Raw genomic sequence first — 17,228 nt, forward strand, 5'->3', positions numbered from 1 at the left:
GGCTCACCCAAGATAGTCGTCAACGCGCCACAGGGGAAGTGTCCGGTGGATGAAGGCGCCTTCCCCGGCGTAATTCAAACCAACAATGAGGTCTTTATGAATGTCCCTTTCGATCAGCTGTTCACGTGGCTGAAAGATCACAAGATTACCGAGGTCGAGTGTGTGGTCAGCGACTTGACCGGCATTGCTCGCGGCAAGATTGCACCCACCAACAAGTTCCTGCATGAGCGAGGCATGCGCCTGCCGGAAAGTGTGCTGTTGCAAACGGTAACCGGGGACTTTGTCGACGACGACATCTACTACGACCTGCTCGACCCGGCCGACATCGACATGGTCTGCAAACCTGTCGCCGACGCGGTTTACGTGGTGCCGTGGGCCATCGAACCCACCGCCATCGTGATCCACGACACCTTCGACAAGTTCGGCAACCCCATCGAACTGTCGCCGCGCAACGTGCTGAAGAAAGTGCTGCAGCTTTACACCGACAAAGGCTGGCAGCCGATTGTCGCGCCGGAAATGGAGTTCTACCTGACCCAGCGCTGCGAAGACCCGGACTTGCCACTCAAGGCGCCGCTGGGGCGTTCTGGCCGTGCGGAAAGCGGTCGACAGTCGTTTTCCATCGACGCCGCCAACGAGTTCGATCCACTGTTTGAAGACGTCTACGACTGGTGCGAACTGCAGGGCCTGGACCTCGACACGCTGATCCACGAAGACGGCCCGGCACAGATGGAAATCAACTTCCGTCATGGCGATGCGCTGGACCTGGCGGACCAGATCACCGTGTTCAAACGCACCCTGCGCGAGGCGGCACTCAAGCACAACGTGACTGCGACTTTCATGGCCAAACCCATTGGTGACGAACCTGGCAGCGCCATGCACATCCATCAAAGTGTGGTCGACATCGCCAGCGGCCAGCCGATCTTCGCCAATGCCGACGGGCAGATGAGCGAGCTGTTCCGGCACCACATCGGCGGCCTGCAAAAGTACATTCCCAAAGTGCTGCCGATGTTCGCGCCCAACGTCAATTCGTTCCGCCGCTTCCTGCCCGACACCTCGGCACCGGTCAACGTCGAATGGGGCGAAGAAAACCGCACGGTCGGCCTGCGCGTGCCGACCTCGAGCCCCGACGCCATGCGTGTGGAAAACCGTTTGCCGGGTGCCGACGCCAACCCTTACCTGGCGATCGCCGCGAGCCTGTTGTGCGGCTATCTGGGCATGGTCGAACAGATCGAACCGAGCGCCGCAGTGCAGGGTCGTGCCTACGAGCGACGCAACCTGCGCCTGCCGATCACCATCGAGGACGCACTCACGCGCATGGAAGAGTGCGAAACCATCAAGCGCTACCTGGGTAGCAAATTCGTCCGGGGGTATGTCGCGGTCAAGCGCGCCGAACACGAGAACTTCAAGCGCGTGATCAGCTCCTGGGAGCGCGAGTTCCTGCTGCTCAGCGTCTAAAAAACACACGCCCACATGAGATCACAATCCTCTGTGGGAGCGGGCTTGTGTGGCGAGGGGGCTTGCCCCCGTTGGGGTGCGAAGCACCCCTAACAACGGTCACCACGATCTTGAATTTAGAAAGTGATGACTGGTTTTACGACTGCTTCGCAGTCGAACGGGGGCAAGCCCCCTCGCCACATAAGCCCGATCCCACAAAGACGAATAATTCAAAGAGGTGTCGATATGCGTCTATTGAAATCCGTGGTTCCGGTCGCGCTGGCGGTATTGTTCAGCGCCGGGGCGCAAGCTCAGCCGAGCGTCAGCGTCTACAACTGGACCGATTACATCGGCGAGACCACCCTCGCCGACTTCCAGGCAAAAACCGGGATCAAGGTGATCTACGACGTATTCGATTCCAACGAAACCCTGGAAGGCAAACTGCTCGCCGGCCGCACCGGGTATGACGTGGTGGTGCCGTCCAACCACTTTCTCGCGCGGCAGGTGAAGGCCGGTGCGTTCCTCAAACTGGATCGCTCGCAGCTGCCCAACTTCAAAAACCTCGACCCGAAACTGCTGACGCTGCTGGAGAAAAACGATCCGCAGAACGCGCATTCCGTACCGTATCTGTGGGGCACCAACGGCATCGGCTACAACGTCGACAAGGTCAAGCAAGTGCTGGGCATTGATCACATCGATTCCTGGGCCGTGTTTTTCGAACCCGAGAACCTGAAGAAACTCAGCCAGTGTGGTGTGTCGATGATGGACTCGGCTGATGAAGTATTCCCGGCAGTCCTCAACTACATGGGCATGGACCCACGCAGCGAAAACCCTGAGGACTTTAAAAAAGCCGAAGCCAAACTCTTGAGCATCCGGCCTTACATCACCTACTTCCATTCCTCCAAGTACGTCTCGGACCTGGCCAACGGCGACATCTGCGTGGCCTTCGGTTACTCCGGCGACGTGTTCCAGGCGGCCAATCGCGCCAAGGAAGCGAAGAACGGCGTGAACATCGCCTACTCGATCCCCAAGGAAGGCAGCAACCTGTGGTTCGACCTTCTGGCAATTCCCGCCGACGCCAGCAACCCGAAAGAAGCCCACGCCTTCATCAATAGCCTGCTGGACCCGCAAGTGATCGCCAAGGTCAGTGCCTCGGTGGGTTATGCCAATCCGAACCCGGCGGCCAAGGCCTACATGGATGCTGAGTTGGTCAATAATCCTGAGGTCTACCCACCCCAGGACGTCCTCGACAAACTCTACATTTCCACCACCCCGCCCCAGGCGATCATGCGTCTGATGACCCGTTCCTGGAGCAAAGTGAAGTCCAACCAATGAATCAGCACGACAACCAACATACCCACTCCTATTACGCGGCGTCGGCCAATGGAATGGCGCCCTACCCCACGCTGGACTCGGATCTTGAGGCCGATGTCTGTGTGATCGGCGGCGGATTCACCGGGGTCAACACCGCGATCGAACTGGCGCAGCGCGGGCTCTCGGTGATTCTGCTGGAGGGCCGGCGAATCGGCTGGGGAGCCAGCGGGCGTAACGGCGGCCAGTTGATCCGTGGCATCGGGCATGACGTCAGCGGTTTTGCCCGTTATGTCGGCGAGGAAGGCGTGCGTTATCTGGAGCGTGCGGGCATCGAGTCCGTGGAACTGGTGGGCAATCGCATCCGTGAACATGGCATCGATTGCGACTTGCGCTGGGGTTTCTGCGAACTGGCCAATACCCCGGCGCAGTTCGCTGCGTTCAAGGCTGAGCTGCAAAGCCTCGCCGAGTTGGGGTACGCCCATGAAACCCGCCTCGTCGGCCCCGAGCATATCCGCCGGGATGTGGTGGGCTCGGACGTTTATGCCGGCGGTCTGATCGACATGGGTTCGGGGCACCTGCATCCACTCAATCTGGTGCTCGGCGAAGCGCGGCTGGCGCAATCCCTCGGGGTACGGATTTTCGAGCAGAGCCCGGTGCTGGAATTGGTCCACGGCAGCACCGTGCAGGTGCGCTGCGCCAGCGGTACGGTACGCGTCGGCAGTCTGGTGCTGGCCTGTAACGCGCATCTGGAAGAAATCGAGCCGCGCCTGAGCGGCAAGGTACTGCCGGCGGGCAGTTACATCGTCGCCACCGAACCATTGGCGCCCGAAGTGGCCGCTCAGCTGATCCCGCAGAACCTGGCGCTGTGCGACCAGAAAGTCGGCCTTGATTACTACCGGCTCTCGGCGGATCGACGTTTGTTATTCGGCGGTGCCTGCCATTATTCCGGGCGCGACCCCGTGGACATCGGCGCCTATATGCGGCCGAAATTGCTCAAGGTCTTCCCGCAATTGGCGGATGTGCGCATCGACTACCAATGGGGCGGCAAGATCGGCATCACCGCCAACCGTTTCCCCCAGGCCGGCCGCCTGAGCCAGTACCCGAACGTGTTCTACGCCCAGGGTTATTCCGGCCATGGCCTGAACGTGACCCACTGGTGCGCCCGGCTGCTGGCCGAAGCGATTCATGCCGGGCACAGCCAGGGGCTGGACGTGTTCAGCGCGGTGCCGCACATGACCTTTCCCGGCGGACGAGCCCTGCGCTCACCGCTGCTGGCGCTTGGCATGTTCTGGTATCGCCTGCGTGAATTACTTGGCTGAACTGTGGCGAGGGGGCTTGCCCCCGTTGGGTCGCGAAGCGACCCCAAAATCTGCCGTCGCATTCTTGCAGGCATACCGGTTGACGACTGCTGCGCAGCCGAACGGGGGCAAGCCCCCTCGCCACAAGCCGCATCCAGGACATCCCTGGAATCGCCTTTAGATTTGCTCAATCGCAAGTCACTTCTATATTGAGGGAGTGCTCTGACTTTTCTGCCTCCCGGCGAGTGCTGCCCATGGCGACGACTGCTCCATTGATCATCTGCGAGCACTGCGACTGCGTGTATGAAAAAGTCACGCTCGCCAAACATCAAAAGGCCCTGTGCACCCGTTGCGGTGGTGTGCTTGCGCGTTACAACGGCTTGTCGGTGCAGCAGCGTCTGGCGCTGAGCTTCACAGCGGCCGTGCTGTGGACTTTCTCGAACTTCTATCCGGTCATGACCATCAGCCTCAAGGGCATGAAGAACAGCGCGACGCTGTGGGATTCGGTGGTGGCGCTGAGCCAGGGGCCGATCACTTTCATTGCGCTGGTGGCAGCGATTTCCATCATCATCGCGCCGATGTTCCAGTTGCTCCTGTTGATCTGGGTATTGAGCTTCGCCCTCACCTCCCGACGTTCACCAGGCTTCAAGCTGTGCATGCGCTGGCTGGAAACCCTCAGGCCCTGGAGCATGCTGGAAGTCTGCTTGCTGGGGGCCATGGTCGCGGTGTTCAAGCTCGCCGGGTTGCTGGATGTGCTGCCGGGTATCGGCATGTTTGCCCTGGCGGTCCTCAGCCTGTTGCTGATCCGCATCGCCGGGCGCGATGTACGTGATCTGTGGGACACCCTATGAACAGGCCACCGCTCGCCAGCGAACTCAACCTGTGCCTGTGCCACAGTTGTGGCATGGCCTGCGACATGACCGAGCAACCTCACGAATGCGAACGCTGCGGCGCGCCGTTGCATGCCCGCAAACCTGACTCTCTGACCCGGACATGGGCCTACCTGCTGGCCTCACTGGTGTTTTATATCCCGGCCAATTTGCTGCCGGTAATGAACACCAGCCTGTTCGGCAACGGCTCCGACAGCACGATCATGAGCGGTGTGCTGGAGTTCTGGGCACACGGTGCGTGGGACATTGCGCTGATCATTTTCATTGCCAGCATCGCGGTGCCGGGCATCAAGTTCGTTGCTCTCTCCCTGCTGCTGATCACGGTGCAACGCGGTAGCTTCTGGGCGCGCAAGGAACGTTCGAGGCTTTACCGTTTCGTCGAGCTGATCGGCTACTGGTCGATGCTTGATGTAATTGTCGTCGCGCTGGTGGCCGCATTGGTGAAATTCCAGGCCCTGGGCGATATCGAACCGCGCCCGGGCATTCTGTTCTTTGGTCTGGTGGTGGTGTTCACCATGCTGTCGGCGATGAGTTTCGACCCGCGGCTGATCTGGGATAAAGAACGGGATCAAGAGCCGGAAAACCCACAAGATGAGGAGCGCATGGATGAAGTCCCAAGCCACTGACGGTCCGCACGCCCCTGGCCAGGCCGCGATCAAGACTCGTCGCTTCAGCATTTCGCTGGTATGGATCGTGCCGATCGTAGCGGTGTTGGTGGGGATTTCCCTGGTGGTGCACAGCTGGCTGCAGGAAGGCCCGACCATCACCATCACGTTCAAGACCGGTAGCGGCCTGGTGGCCAACAAGACCGAGGTCAAATACCGCAATGTGGTCATCGGCCGCGTCTCGGAGGTGAAACTGAGCGGCGACCAGAAACGCGTCGACGCCACGATCCAGCTCGACAAACAGGCTGAAAGCTTTACTCGTGCAGACTCGCAATTCTGGGTTGTGCGGCCGCGCATCGGTGCCGGTGGCGTTTCGGGCATCGATACCTTGCTGTCAGGCGACTACATTGGTGCCGACATCGGCCAGGCCGATGCCCGTTCCAAACACTTCACCGGGCTGGAAAACCCGCCGCCCATTACCTATGGCGAGCCGGGCAAACGCTTCATGTTGCACACTCAGGACCTCGGCTCGCTGGACATCGGCTCCCCCGTCTACTACCGCAAGATCCCCGTCGGGCAAGTGGTGGCGTATGCACTGGATGCCGACGGCAAAGGGGTGAACATCGAAATCTTCGTGCATGCGCCCAACGATGCCTATGTCACCGAAAATACGCGGTTCTGGAACGCCAGCGGTATTGATGTAAATGTCGGCGCCAACGGTTTTGCAGTGAAGACCGAGTCCCTGTCGGCCCTGTTGGTGGGCGGCATCGCGTTTCGCGCGCCGGAATACAGCCCCAACGATCAAGTGGCAGCCGAGGATAACGCCTTCGATCTGTTCGAGGATGAGCATACCGCCCTCGCCCCGCCCAACGGCAAGGCGCAATACCTGAGCTTGCGATTCGATCAGGCATTGCGCGGGCTCAAGGTCGATGCACCGGTAGAGTTCCTCGGCATAGAGATCGGCCGTGTGGTGGCGGTCAATCTGGATTTCGACGTGAAGAACCGCAGCTTCCCGGTCAATGTCGGCATCGTGATCTACCCGCAACGCCTCGGTAAGGCTCATCTCAAATTGCTCGAAGCCTTGAAGCATGACCCCAACGACGAAGCCGCCAGCGTGCGCCTGATCGGCTCCTTCATCGAAAACGGCCTGCGAGCCCAGGCCCGTAACGGCAATCTGTTGACTGGCCAGCTGTACATCGCGCTCGACTTCTACCCCAAAGCAGAGAAAGTCGCGTTCGATCCGACTGCCCGTCCCGTCGTTATTCCCACCATTCCCGGGAGCCTTGAGCAGTTGCAGGAAAAACTCGAGAACATGGTCAACAAGATCAACCAGCTGCCCATCGAACGCATAGCCGGCAACCTCGACAGCAACCTCGTCGAACTGCGCAAAGGCCTCGCACAATTCAACGCCAAGACCCTGCCCGGCGTGCAAACCACCCTGTCGGACGTCAGCAAGACCTTGCAATCAGCCAGTTCGACCCTCGCCGAAGATTCGCCGCAACGGGAACAACTGAGCCAGACCCTGGACGAACTTGGACGCATGTCGCGCTCGTTGCGTGAGCTTTCGGACTACATGGGACGGCATCCGGAATCGCTGATTCGCGGCCGCCCCGACAATGCCCCGCCGATGGATCTGCAAGGGCCACCGCGCAACTGACCACAGGAGCTACCCCATGGCATTTTCGCTGAAGATCACGCTGGTCACTGCGTTGTTACTACTCGCCGCTTGCCGCAGTGAGCCGATTCAATTCCACACCCTGACCCCGGCTCAACCGAGCGGTGCAAGCGGCGGCGCGGACATCCAGATCGAAAGCATCACCGTGCCGCCCCAGGTCGACCGTCCGCAGATCGTCATTCGTCAAGGCAACGCCGGCCTGGCAATCCTCGAAACACAATGGTGGGGCGCAAGCCTGTCGGAAGAACTGCGCAGTGCCCTGGTCGATCAACTGGTCAACAGTAACCCGCAGCGCAAAGTATCGTTGCGCCTGGAAGTTCAGCGTTTTGATTCGATACCCGGCCAGTACGCATTGATCGACGTCAAATGGCGCCTGCGCAAACTCGGCGAAGGCGATGCTGCATTGGTCACCTGCCGCAGCACTTTGCAGACGCCTTCCGGCACGAGTATCGATGAGTTGGTGGTGGCTCATCAGAACAATGTGAAGCGCTTGGCCGCCACCATCAGCCAGGCTACCGCCGGCACATCGAAAAGCTGCCCGGCAACTAAATAACAGTCGTCAGGTGCCTTCCAGCTCAATGGTAAAACAACTGCCGTTGGGCTGAAGGCTGCTGAGTTCCACTCACCAATTCTGATGGGGCACTGTACGTGGTGTTCAAGACAAGCGTCGCAACAACCAACTAAAAAAATACTGAAATTTTTATACGCAAATTTTTCACATCCCTTTCACCACTCCGACACCTGCCTTGAACTAGTGTCTTTCCATGGCCCTTCAAGCGTTGTTACGCAGGGTCGTATTTGAAAGTTGTTCTCTATTGCGTACCGACGGGTAAACAAAACATGGTTGATCATGTATCGCGCAAACAGCCAGCGGCACGAATCGTTACATCGCGGCTCGGCAAACTGGCCGCGGTAACGGCCGCTCTGGTTATCGCGGCTCTCGTCACGGGGTTTGTCTGGTGGCCCAGATCGCCGATCAACCTGGCGACCGCCGGGTCCGAAGCGACCAACAGCCTGGTCGATCGCTGGCAAGCCGGTGAAGTGGCGGTACTGGTTCGCCATGCGGAACGCTGCGACCAGTCCAGCAATCCGTGCCTTGGCCCCGCCGACGGCATTACCCGAGTCGGCAGCGAAGCCGCCACAGCCGTGGGCCAAGGCTTTATGCAGCTGGGCATGACCCAGACCGATGTGCTGAGCAGCCCAGCCACCCGCACTGCGCAAACCTCGCGTTACATGTTCGGGAAAGACGCGATGACCCAGGAATGGCTGGTCAGCTGCGGTAAAACCCTGCGTAACGATGTGGTGGCGCACAAGCAAGCCCATCGAAATCTGGTGCTGGTCACGCACAGCGGTTGCATCAGCGACTTCGAAGCCCAGACCGGCTTCGAGCGCGCGACGACCAGTAAGTATGGCAGTGCCTTGTTCGTGCAAATTGCCGCCGACGGGCAACCTCAGGTACTCGGCATTGTGAATGCCACTGACTGGCAGACGCTGTTGCACGGCAAAGCCTTGAAACAATAATCGCGGCAAAAAAAATCGAAGCCGAGAAAGCATTTTTGCTCGGGCAGACTATAACTAGTCCGTAACCCTTAGATGGCTGACGCAACTTCTGTAGTTCATATCGCTATTGTGTTGCTTTATGTAAGAAGTTCCGCTAGTGCACGCGTGCACCTAGCGGAACAACATCCTTCTGCGCCAAGGTCGAGTCATGACGTCCAATAACTTGTTGCCCCACCCCGACGGCTCTTTATTGCGTGGCACCGCGCGTGCGCTGCCCATCACCGAACGCTGGATCGTGCCCGGCTTGCTGCTGGCCTACGTGGTTTTCTACCTGCTGCCGCTAGTCACCCATGGTCTATGGATTCCCGATGAAACCCGTTATGGCCAGATCAGTCAGGAAATGCTGCTGAGCGGTAACTGGGTGTCCCCGCACTTCATGGGTATCCGCTACTTCGAGAAACCCATCGCCGGTTACTGGATGATCGCCATCGGTCAAGCGGTGTTTGGCGACAACCTGTTTGGTGTGCGTATCGCTTCGGCACTGAGCACCGGGCTGAGCGTCTGGCTGACTTACCTGATTGCTCGCCGATTCTGGAATGACCCGGGCAAGAGTTTTATCTGCGCCTTGCTCTACATGAGCTTCGGTCTGATCGCCGGACAAGCCGGATACGCCAACCTCGATCCGCAATTCACGCTCTGGGTCAACTTGAGCCTGGTCGCGTTGTGGTTTGCCATCGATAGCCATTCCTCCCGCGGCAAACTCGGCGCTTGGGCGCTGTTGGGTTTTGCCTGTGGCATGGGCTTCATGACCAAGGGCTTTCTCGCCTGGTTGTTGCCGGTATTGATCGCTCTGCCCTACATGATTTGGCAGCGACGCCTGGGCGAGCTGTTGCGCTACGGACCACTGGCGGTGGTCGTGGCGGCGGTGGTCTGCCTGCCGTGGGTGCTCGCCATTCACCATCAGGAACCGGATTTCTGGCGGTTCTTCTTCTGGCACGAACACATTCGCCGTTTCGCTGCCGATAACGCGCAACATGCTCGCCCGTGGTGGTTCTATCTGCCGCTGCTGGTCGCTTCGAGCCTGCCGTGGGCCGCCTTGTTGCCGACGACGTTGGTTCAGGCCTGGCAGCAAAAGCGCCAGCCCGTGATCGGTTTTCTGTTGCTCTGGATGCTGTTGCCCCTGGCGTTCTTCAGCTCGAGTAGCGGCAAACTGCCGACCTACATCATGCCGTGTCTGTTGCCTCTGGCGTTGCTGATGGGACACGCAGTGATGGAGCTGTTGAATCAAGGACGAGGCCGGATCATTCGCATCAACGGCGTGATCAACGTCGTCATCGCCACCAGCGCCCTGATCGCCCTGCTGTATCTGCAAGCCACCAAGGAAGTCTACGAAAACACCGAGATGTTCACCCTGTCCCTGGCGTTCATCGTGTTGCTCGGCTGGATCATCACCAACGCCTTGCAGGTGTTGCGTCCATTGATGTTCTGGGCCATGCCGGCACTCGGCATCTGGCTGCTGGTAGCGTTGTTGCCGGCTGCGATGCCGGCACAGATCGTCAATAGCCAAATGCCTGACCAGTTCATCGCCGAGCATCTGGATGCCTTGAGTCAGACGACATCGTTGCTCAGCAACGATCTGGGTGCGGCGTCAGCTTTGTCGTGGCGACTGAAGCGGCCACAGGTCGATCTTTACAACACTATCGGCGAGCTGAAATATGGCCTCGATGATCCCGCCATGGCGTCACGTAAAGTCACCATGGACAACGTCGGGCAATGGATGACCGAGGCCCGCAAAAAAGGTGCGGTCGGTGTGGTGATGCGGGTTAACAGCGTCGTGGAAATGCAGGAAGTCGAGATGTTGCCCATCGATGGCAAGCGTTATCAGCGCGGCCAACTGGAGATTCTGATATTCCCGCAGAGCCAACCCTGACGCCGTCCGCTCTACAGGAAACCCGTCATGAAGTTTTGGGCAAGTGACAGGGGCGCGTTGGCGCTCCTGCTGGGTGTGTCTGCGCTGATTTTGTTGTTGGGTCTGGGCACGCGGGAGTTATGGGGGCCGGAAACCCGCTGGGCCAACATCGCGCTGCAAATGCTGCAGAGCGGTGACTATTTCGATCCTTATCTCAAGGGCGAAGCGTATTACGACAAACCGCTGCCCTCCTATTGGCTGATCACAGCCACGGCCTGGCTGACCGGTGGTTTGGGACACTGGTCATTACGCTTGTCTTCGGTGATTGCTGCCTGGTTGAGCATCTGGCTGGTGTACTTGATCGGCGAGCAGCTGATGCGCAAAGGCACCGGGTTGATTGCCGGCTGGATGCTGGCGACCACCTTCTATTTCGCGTTCTGGGCACGGGTCGCCACCGCCGACATCCTCACCGTCTGCGGTGTGCTGGCGGCGGTCTGGTGGTATTGGCGCGGGCCGCAAGACACACGCTTCAGCCGTTACCTGGTGTTCTTCCTGCTGTTGTCCCTGACCTCATTGTTCAAAGGCTTGATCGGCTTCATTCTACCGGGCTTGCTGCTGTTACCGCATGTGGTGCAGGACGGTCGCTGGAAAAGCCACCTCAACCTGCGGCTGTGCGCGGCCCTGGTCATCGCCGGGGCGTTTTACATGACGCCGTTCATATTGTCGCATCTCTACGGCGCGCCGACTTATGGCGAAAGTGGCCTAGGCCTGGTGCTGCGGGAAAACGTCGTGCGGTTTTTCCAGCCCTTCGACAACATCGGACCGATCTACACCTATCTGATTTACCTCCCGGTCTACACCCTGCCATGGGCGCCTTGCTGGATGCTGGGGTTGTGGTTTGCGCTGCGCCACTGGCGCAGCGTCGAACCCAATACGCGCTGGCTGGTTTGGGGGTTGGGTCTGTTGATGCTGTTTTTTACGGCTAGCGGCAGTCGACGCAGTTACTACGTGTTGCCCCTGGTGCCCTTCGCCCAGTTGCTGGGCGCCTGGTGGATCACCCGGCGAATGGCCGAACGCAACGCCACAGACAGGTTCGGTAGTCGCCGATTGAAAATCGGTTTCGGCCTGACCGCTGTGTTGTTGATGGCGATACTCGGTGTGTTCTATCCCTGGACCAACGGCGGTGGCGGCGTGGTTCAGTTCGGTGAGACGGTCAGGCTTGAGGCCAGCAAACGCGCACCGCTCAATACATGGCGCATGGTGATGATCGAGGTGGACAACAAAGTGCCGATGTACCTGCAAACCGGCGGCGCCCCCTTCTATTACGTGCAGCAAACCCAGGACTTTCCTCGCACCGGCGATACCGCCGCGCTGATGACCTGGCTGGACAACACCAGCGGCCAGCACTGGGACCCGCAACGCACCATCGTTATCACCCAGTACCGCAACGGTGATGCGGTACCGCTGGACTACCTGAGTGCCGACCATCAGGTCATCACGACCGCGCCCACCAACGGCGAGCGCCTATTCCACGGCCGTGAAGACCAGAGCGTGGCGTTTATACCCCGGGGCGAATGAATGTCAGTGCACGCTTTTGCTGTCGATCTTTGTCGCCAGGGTGCTCAGTGCCTCGGAACACGCCGCCAGATCCGGCGACCCGGTTCTAACTTGCTTCAACGCCCGGTCCAGGGACTTGTCGATGGAGGTCCAGCCTTCAGGATCAATCGGTCGCAGTTGTTCCTCGTTTTGGTCCCAGGCGCTTTCCAGGTCTGTGATCCTGGCCCTTGCGCCTTTCATGTCGCCACTGCCGAGCAGCTTTTCGGTGTCGGTAATGATGGCCATCAGGTAGGACAGATCGCCCATTGACCCGGCGCGAGTTTCTGCTACGGGGATGGCGACACTGATCTGCTTGCTATCAAACTTGGCCAGCAGGGTCTTCAAGGCTTCGGCACAGGCTTGAGGATCCGGGTTGCCGGAGCGCAGTTGGGACAGTGCACGGTCAATCGATTTATCGACCGAAGTCCAGTCAACCGGCGACTTCGGCTGCAAGGTTTCTTCGGCCTGATCCCACGCTGTTTCCAGATCGGTGATGCGAGCCTTGGCTGCTTTCAGGTCGCCGGCGTCCACTAAACGGGCAGTGTCTACGGTAATCGTCCGGAAACTCGACAAATCGCCAAGGGAACCGGTCACCGTCGAGGCGCTCACCGTCGTTTTACCGGCCGTTGCCTGAGCCGGCACCCAGAACCACCCACCGACGCCGACCGTGCAGACAAACAGCAGTGCCCCCAGGAACGGCGTGGACGCCAGATGCGGGACACGCTTGGGGCTGAGTTTCAATGTTGAACCAACCTTCGCCACCCGAAAGGTTCGCCGAGAAAGCGTCAGCCAGATAGCGCTGGACATGAAAATCGACGACACCGCGCCGGATATCAGACCCAGCACCAGAGCCAGCGAGAACATCTGCAACGGTTCGCAGGCAAACAGATACAGGCAGGTCGACGCCATCACCACTGTCAGCACGGTATACAGCGAACGCCTCAGGGTCTGGCTGATGCTCAGGTTGATCAGGCTCCACAAGGCCAACGCATCCACCGGCGGGGACTTTTTCACGTTTTCGACAATGCGTCCGAAGATCACGATCTTGTCGTTCAGTGAATAGCCGATGATCGTCAGCAATGCAGCGATGTAAGTGACGTCGATCTCGAACTTGAACAGCGAGAAGATCGCCGAAACGATGAGGATGTCCTGAACGATCGGCAGCAAGGTTGCCAAGGCGATGGCCCAGGAGAAACGCAGGCCGATATAGATCGCAATGCTGGCGAATGCCGCAATCACCGCATAAATGGCCCGAGTGGCAAAATCCCGTGCAACGCCCGGGTCTGCGGTGTTTTCCTCGTACTCTACGGTCTGATACTTACCCTTGAACGCAGTAATGATCTGCTTCAGATCAGCAGGCTTGAGCACTTCATCGAAGCGTACGGCGATGTGCTGATTCTGTGCACCGCCCACGGCCACGGTGGCCGGGATGGTGCCTGCCCCGGTCATGATTTGCGTGGCGGTTTCCTGGGTGATCGCACGGTCGACGTCGATGTCCAGCGCAGTGCCAGCGGTAAAATCGATGTCCAGGTTCAGGCCGTGAGCGCGGTAATACAGCGAGCCGGAAACGATCGTCAGCAACGAGACCACAATCGCCGTTTTACCCAGGCCCACGAAGTTGAAACGGCGAGCCTTGGTGGCGCGCGGCTTGCCCTTGCCAATCAACCAGCGCTGGTTGACCCACTGGGTATCGACCAGCCACAGCATCAGCTGGCGAATCAGCAAGAAGTTAGTGGCGACACTGATCACGATGCTCACCAGCATGGTCAGCGCAAATCCTTGAATCGGCCCGATGCCGGCCGCGAACAAGGCAATCATCGCCAGCGCGGTCACCAGGTTTGCATCACGTATCGTCGGCAGCGAGCCTTTGAAACCGTTATCCACGGCTTCGCGCAGAGACCGGCCAAGGTCGATTTCCTCGCGAATACGTTCCAGGCAAATGATGCTCGCATCCGCCGCCATGCCAATGCCCAGCACAAACGCCACCACCGCCGACAGCGACAAGGTGGCGCCCGAGGCGGTGAACACAATCAGCAATAGCCACAGGTAGACCAGCGTACAAAACGCGGCGATCAAACCGGCGGTGCGGTACAGCCCCACCAGCAACAGGAAAATACAGGCGATGCCGATCAAACCAGCCTGAACGGTTTCCGCCAGCGCGGTTTTGCCGAGTACGCTGCCGACGGTCTGGGTGTATTTCTCGGTCAGCTGCGTGGGCAACCCCTGCGAACTTCCGAGCAGCGAGCGTGATTCTTCGGCGGACGTCAGGCCTGCCAGTTTCACCCGAATATGGTTGGCGCCCTCGACCCGGATGTCCGGCTCGGTAATACCGATGCTGTCGGCGCGTTTACTCAGGATCGCGACCGTCTGCAACAGGTCATCCTTGGCGAGCAGGGTTTTGCCCGGTGCCGGGTTCACAACGTAATAAATCTCGTAACCACCGCGAAACTCCAGCCCGAAGCGCACATGAGTGGCCAGGCTGGAAAATGTCGCAGCCACCAGACAGGCGAGAAGCCCCGTCAGGAGGATGAACGACAGGCGTCGGCTGGAAAGGCTCATGGAAGAAATCCAGATAAGGGACTGAAAAGCGAATCGAAGCCGAAGGGCTCGCTCACCACTGGCGGGCAGTCTAAAGAAGCGAAAATGAACCGCTTGTTAACGAAGTCACATGGCTGTGCGACGGCTTGCCAGTGCGTGCCGGACATGCAATGAATGCACGCCTGCGATGCCTGATCAGGAAGCGAGCGATGAAGGTTCTGGTGGCCGAAGACAATGCCCTGCTGGGTAACAGCATCAAGCGCGGGCTTGAGGAAGAAGGCTGGGTGGTGGATCTGGCCAGGGACGGTAAAGAGGCCTTGTACTATGCCGATGCCAGTGAATACGACGTGTTGGTGCTGGACTGGATGCTGCCGCAGATATCGGGTCTGGAAGTACTCAGCGTGGTGCGCGGCAAGGGCAACGACGTGCCGGTGATCATGGTCACGGCCAGAAGCGAAGTAGTGGATCGGGTGCAGGGCCTGGATCGTGGCGCCGACGATTATCTGAGCAAACCTTTCGAAATGATCGAGTTGGTGTCGCGGCTCAATGCCCTCTATCGACGCTCGATCGCCCGTGGCTCGAAATCGCTGACACTGGGCAATCTGAACATCGAACTCGACACCTTGCGGGTCAGCATCGGCGACCGTCCGCTGGATCTCACGGGCATGGAATACAATCTACTGGTGGCGCTGGCCGGCAAGGCGAATCAGCTGCAGACACGCACGGTATTGCTGGGGTTGCTCTACCCTTTCGACAGCGAGCCGGACAGCAACAGCCTGGACGTGCTGCTCAATCGCCTGCGACGCAAGTTGGCTGGGGCCGACGTCGAGATTGAAACCGTTCGCGGCAAAGGGTTGATCCTTCGTGTGGCGTAACCTGGCACTGAACATCAAAATCGCGCTCACGCTGTTCGTGGTTCAGGCGTGTGTGTTGCTCGTCGGCTATGTGTGGCTGAGTCATTGGGTGCAAACCACCCGGCTCGATGAACTGCGGCACCATCTCGATACCCAGTCGGACGTCATCGAGTCGCTGATCAGCGTCGAAAACGCACAGTTGGTCTATCAGCGCCAGGGTGAATTCGCCTCGGAACTGGATCACGATCACGACCTGTATTTTGACTTGTCATCGATATCGGGTGAGATGCTGCAAGAGTCCTGGGGGCCAACGCCGTCAATGCGCAATGCTCTTCGCGAGGCCATGAGTCAGGTTCGCGCGGGCGACGAAGAGACGTTCCTGTTCGATGTCGGTCACGAGAAATGGATCGCACAGATGGGCGACCTTGAGCGCGCCAGCCCCGAAGGCCCGCTGAAAGCCAGACTGCTGGTGGCCACCAATGCGCAACCGGTGCTCAATGCCGTCGACGCCTTCAAACGTGTGGTGGCGCTGGCTGCGATAGGGATACTGCTGCTGACGACGCTTGGCAGTTTTATCGTGGTATCGCTCTCTACCCGCAACCTTCGCCATTTCGCTCGACAACTGCGCACATTGAAACCGCCGGAATTCACCCGCCGGGTGGTGTTCGAGGCGCACTCGGCGGAAGAAAAACTGCTGTTCGACAGCTACGCGCAAATGGAAGCGGCGGTTCAGGAGGTGCTGGAACATCAACGGCTGTTTATCGCCAACGCCTCCCATGAACTGAAGACGCCGATTGCTGCCGTGACCTCTGCGCTGGAGGTCATTCTGGCGCGGCCACGGCACGCCGAAGATTACGCCCAGACCTGTCGTGATGTGCTGGCCGAAATGCAGGTACTCAAGCGCCTGTCTCTCGGCCTGTTGGACCTTGCGCAACTGGAGGGCACCACCGAGATTGCCGGGCAGGCAAGCGGGTTGAATGACAATGCGCTCAATGCCGTTGAGCGTTGGCGCAAGGCCGCCGAACTCAAAGGTCTCAGTCTCTCCCTGCATCTGCTGGAGGATTATCAGGCCCAAGTCGCCGGAGGTCCGGAACAGTGGGAAGTGGTGTTTGGCAACTTGCTGGACAACGCCATCAAGTACACCCCGGCCGGCGGTGCTGTCGACGTCACGCTGGACGAACAACCGGGCAGCGGTTTGATCATCCGGATCACCGATAACGGTGCAGGCATGTCCGCGCAAGAAGTCCGGCAGTTGGGGCAAGTGTTTTTTCGTGCCGACGCCGCACGATCGCAACCGTCGTCGTTCGGGCTTGGGTTTGCCCACTGCAAGCGGATCGTCGAAAGGCTGGGTGGACATCTGACGGTTCAAAGTACGCCGCAGACAGGGACTCGCGTGACCATTGCCATGATGCGTTATAAGTCTTGAGCCCGGCGTCACCTCAGACCTGGCCAAAGTTCAGCCAAGGGGCCCAAAGCCACACTCTGATCGAAGATATCATTTGAAAGTTGCCCACCACCGTGTCGGCTCAAGTTTTCCGCCGACAGTGAAATGACATCTATTTACGATTTTTTTGACGTTTTTTTCTCATTTGGCGCTCTACATTCGCGGCGACTC

General features: G+C 59.2%; 13 protein-coding genes. 12 read left to right on the forward strand and 1 reads right to left on the reverse strand.

Features of this window, described 5'->3' with window-relative positions; genetic code table 11:
- Positions 1-96: 96 nt before the first annotated feature.
- The 10 genes from AC1RL4_RS11845 to AC1RL4_RS11890 all read left to right on the forward strand — a co-directional run bounded on the left by AC1RL4_RS11845 (position 97) and on the right by AC1RL4_RS11890 (position 12,203).
- Positions 97-1,455 (forward strand): glutamine synthetase family protein, encoded by a 1,359-nt coding sequence (locus AC1RL4_RS11845; RefSeq protein ID WP_230173678.1) that lies wholly within the window; start codon positions 97-99, stop codon positions 1,453-1,455.
- A 225-nt stretch (positions 1,456-1,680) separates the two neighbouring features.
- Positions 1,681-2,769 (forward strand): polyamine ABC transporter substrate-binding protein, encoded by a 1,089-nt coding sequence (locus AC1RL4_RS11850; RefSeq protein ID WP_230173676.1) that lies wholly within the window; start codon positions 1,681-1,683, stop codon positions 2,767-2,769.
- Positions 2,766-4,067, forward strand: coding sequence for an NAD(P)/FAD-dependent oxidoreductase (locus tag AC1RL4_RS11855; RefSeq protein WP_230173674.1), 1,302 nt, complete (start codon positions 2,766-2,768; stop codon positions 4,065-4,067). The genes AC1RL4_RS11850 and AC1RL4_RS11855 overlap by 4 nt, the downstream gene beginning before the upstream one ends.
- Before the next feature lie 233 nt (positions 4,068-4,300).
- The gene (locus AC1RL4_RS11860) at positions 4,301-4,897 is read left to right on the forward strand and encodes a paraquat-inducible protein A (RefSeq protein ID WP_019578875.1); all 597 of its coding nucleotides are present in this window, start codon (positions 4,301-4,303) and stop codon (positions 4,895-4,897) included.
- Positions 4,894-5,562 (forward strand): paraquat-inducible protein A, encoded by a 669-nt coding sequence (locus tag AC1RL4_RS11865; RefSeq protein WP_026331640.1) that lies wholly within the window; start codon positions 4,894-4,896, stop codon positions 5,560-5,562. Before AC1RL4_RS11860 ends, AC1RL4_RS11865 begins: the two co-directional genes overlap by 4 nt.
- Entirely contained in the window at positions 5,543-7,198 is a 1,656-nt protein-coding gene (locus AC1RL4_RS11870) for a PqiB family protein (RefSeq protein WP_019578873.1), read from the forward strand. Before AC1RL4_RS11865 ends, AC1RL4_RS11870 begins: the two co-directional genes overlap by 20 nt.
- Before the next feature lie 16 nt (positions 7,199-7,214).
- Entirely contained in the window at positions 7,215-7,769 is a 555-nt protein-coding gene (locus AC1RL4_RS11875) for a PqiC family protein (protein WP_019578872.1), read from the forward strand.
- A 287-nt stretch (positions 7,770-8,056) separates the two neighbouring features.
- Positions 8,057-8,737: a lipopolysaccharide core heptose(II)-phosphate phosphatase PmrG gene (pmrG, locus tag AC1RL4_RS11880; protein WP_028940612.1), complete on the forward strand. Its 681-nt coding sequence runs from the start codon at positions 8,057-8,059 to the stop codon at positions 8,735-8,737.
- 187 nt (positions 8,738-8,924) lie between these two features.
- Positions 8,925-10,646: a lipid IV(A) 4-amino-4-deoxy-L-arabinosyltransferase gene (gene arnT / locus AC1RL4_RS11885; protein ID WP_028940613.1), complete on the forward strand. Its 1,722-nt coding sequence runs from the start codon at positions 8,925-8,927 to the stop codon at positions 10,644-10,646.
- 27 nt (positions 10,647-10,673) lie between these two features.
- Positions 10,674-12,203 carry an ArnT family glycosyltransferase gene (locus tag AC1RL4_RS11890; RefSeq protein ID WP_230173672.1) on the forward strand — a complete coding sequence of 510 codons (1,530 nt, stop codon included), beginning with the start codon at positions 10,674-10,676 and terminating at the stop codon, positions 12,201-12,203.
- A gap of 3 nt (positions 12,204-12,206) precedes the next feature.
- Here AC1RL4_RS11890 and secF read toward each other — a convergent pair whose 3' ends face one another.
- Entirely contained in the window at positions 12,207-14,780 is a 2,574-nt protein-coding gene (gene secF, locus AC1RL4_RS11895) for a protein translocase subunit SecF (protein ID WP_230173669.1), read from the reverse strand.
- Positions 14,781-14,968: 188 nt separating this feature from the next.
- On the opposite strand from secF, the gene AC1RL4_RS11900 reads away from it, so the two are divergent.
- Both AC1RL4_RS11900 and AC1RL4_RS11905 read left to right on the forward strand, forming a co-directional pair.
- A complete protein-coding gene (locus AC1RL4_RS11900) occupies positions 14,969-15,634 on the forward strand; it encodes a response regulator transcription factor (RefSeq protein WP_064617807.1) in 666 nt (221 codons plus the stop codon).
- Entirely contained in the window at positions 15,624-17,039 is a 1,416-nt protein-coding gene (locus AC1RL4_RS11905) for a sensor histidine kinase (RefSeq protein WP_230173659.1), read from the forward strand. Before AC1RL4_RS11900 ends, AC1RL4_RS11905 begins: the two co-directional genes overlap by 11 nt.
- Positions 17,040-17,228 lie beyond the last annotated feature (189 nt).

Source organism: Pseudomonas sp. GW822-FHT07A10, from assembly GCF_058798795.1.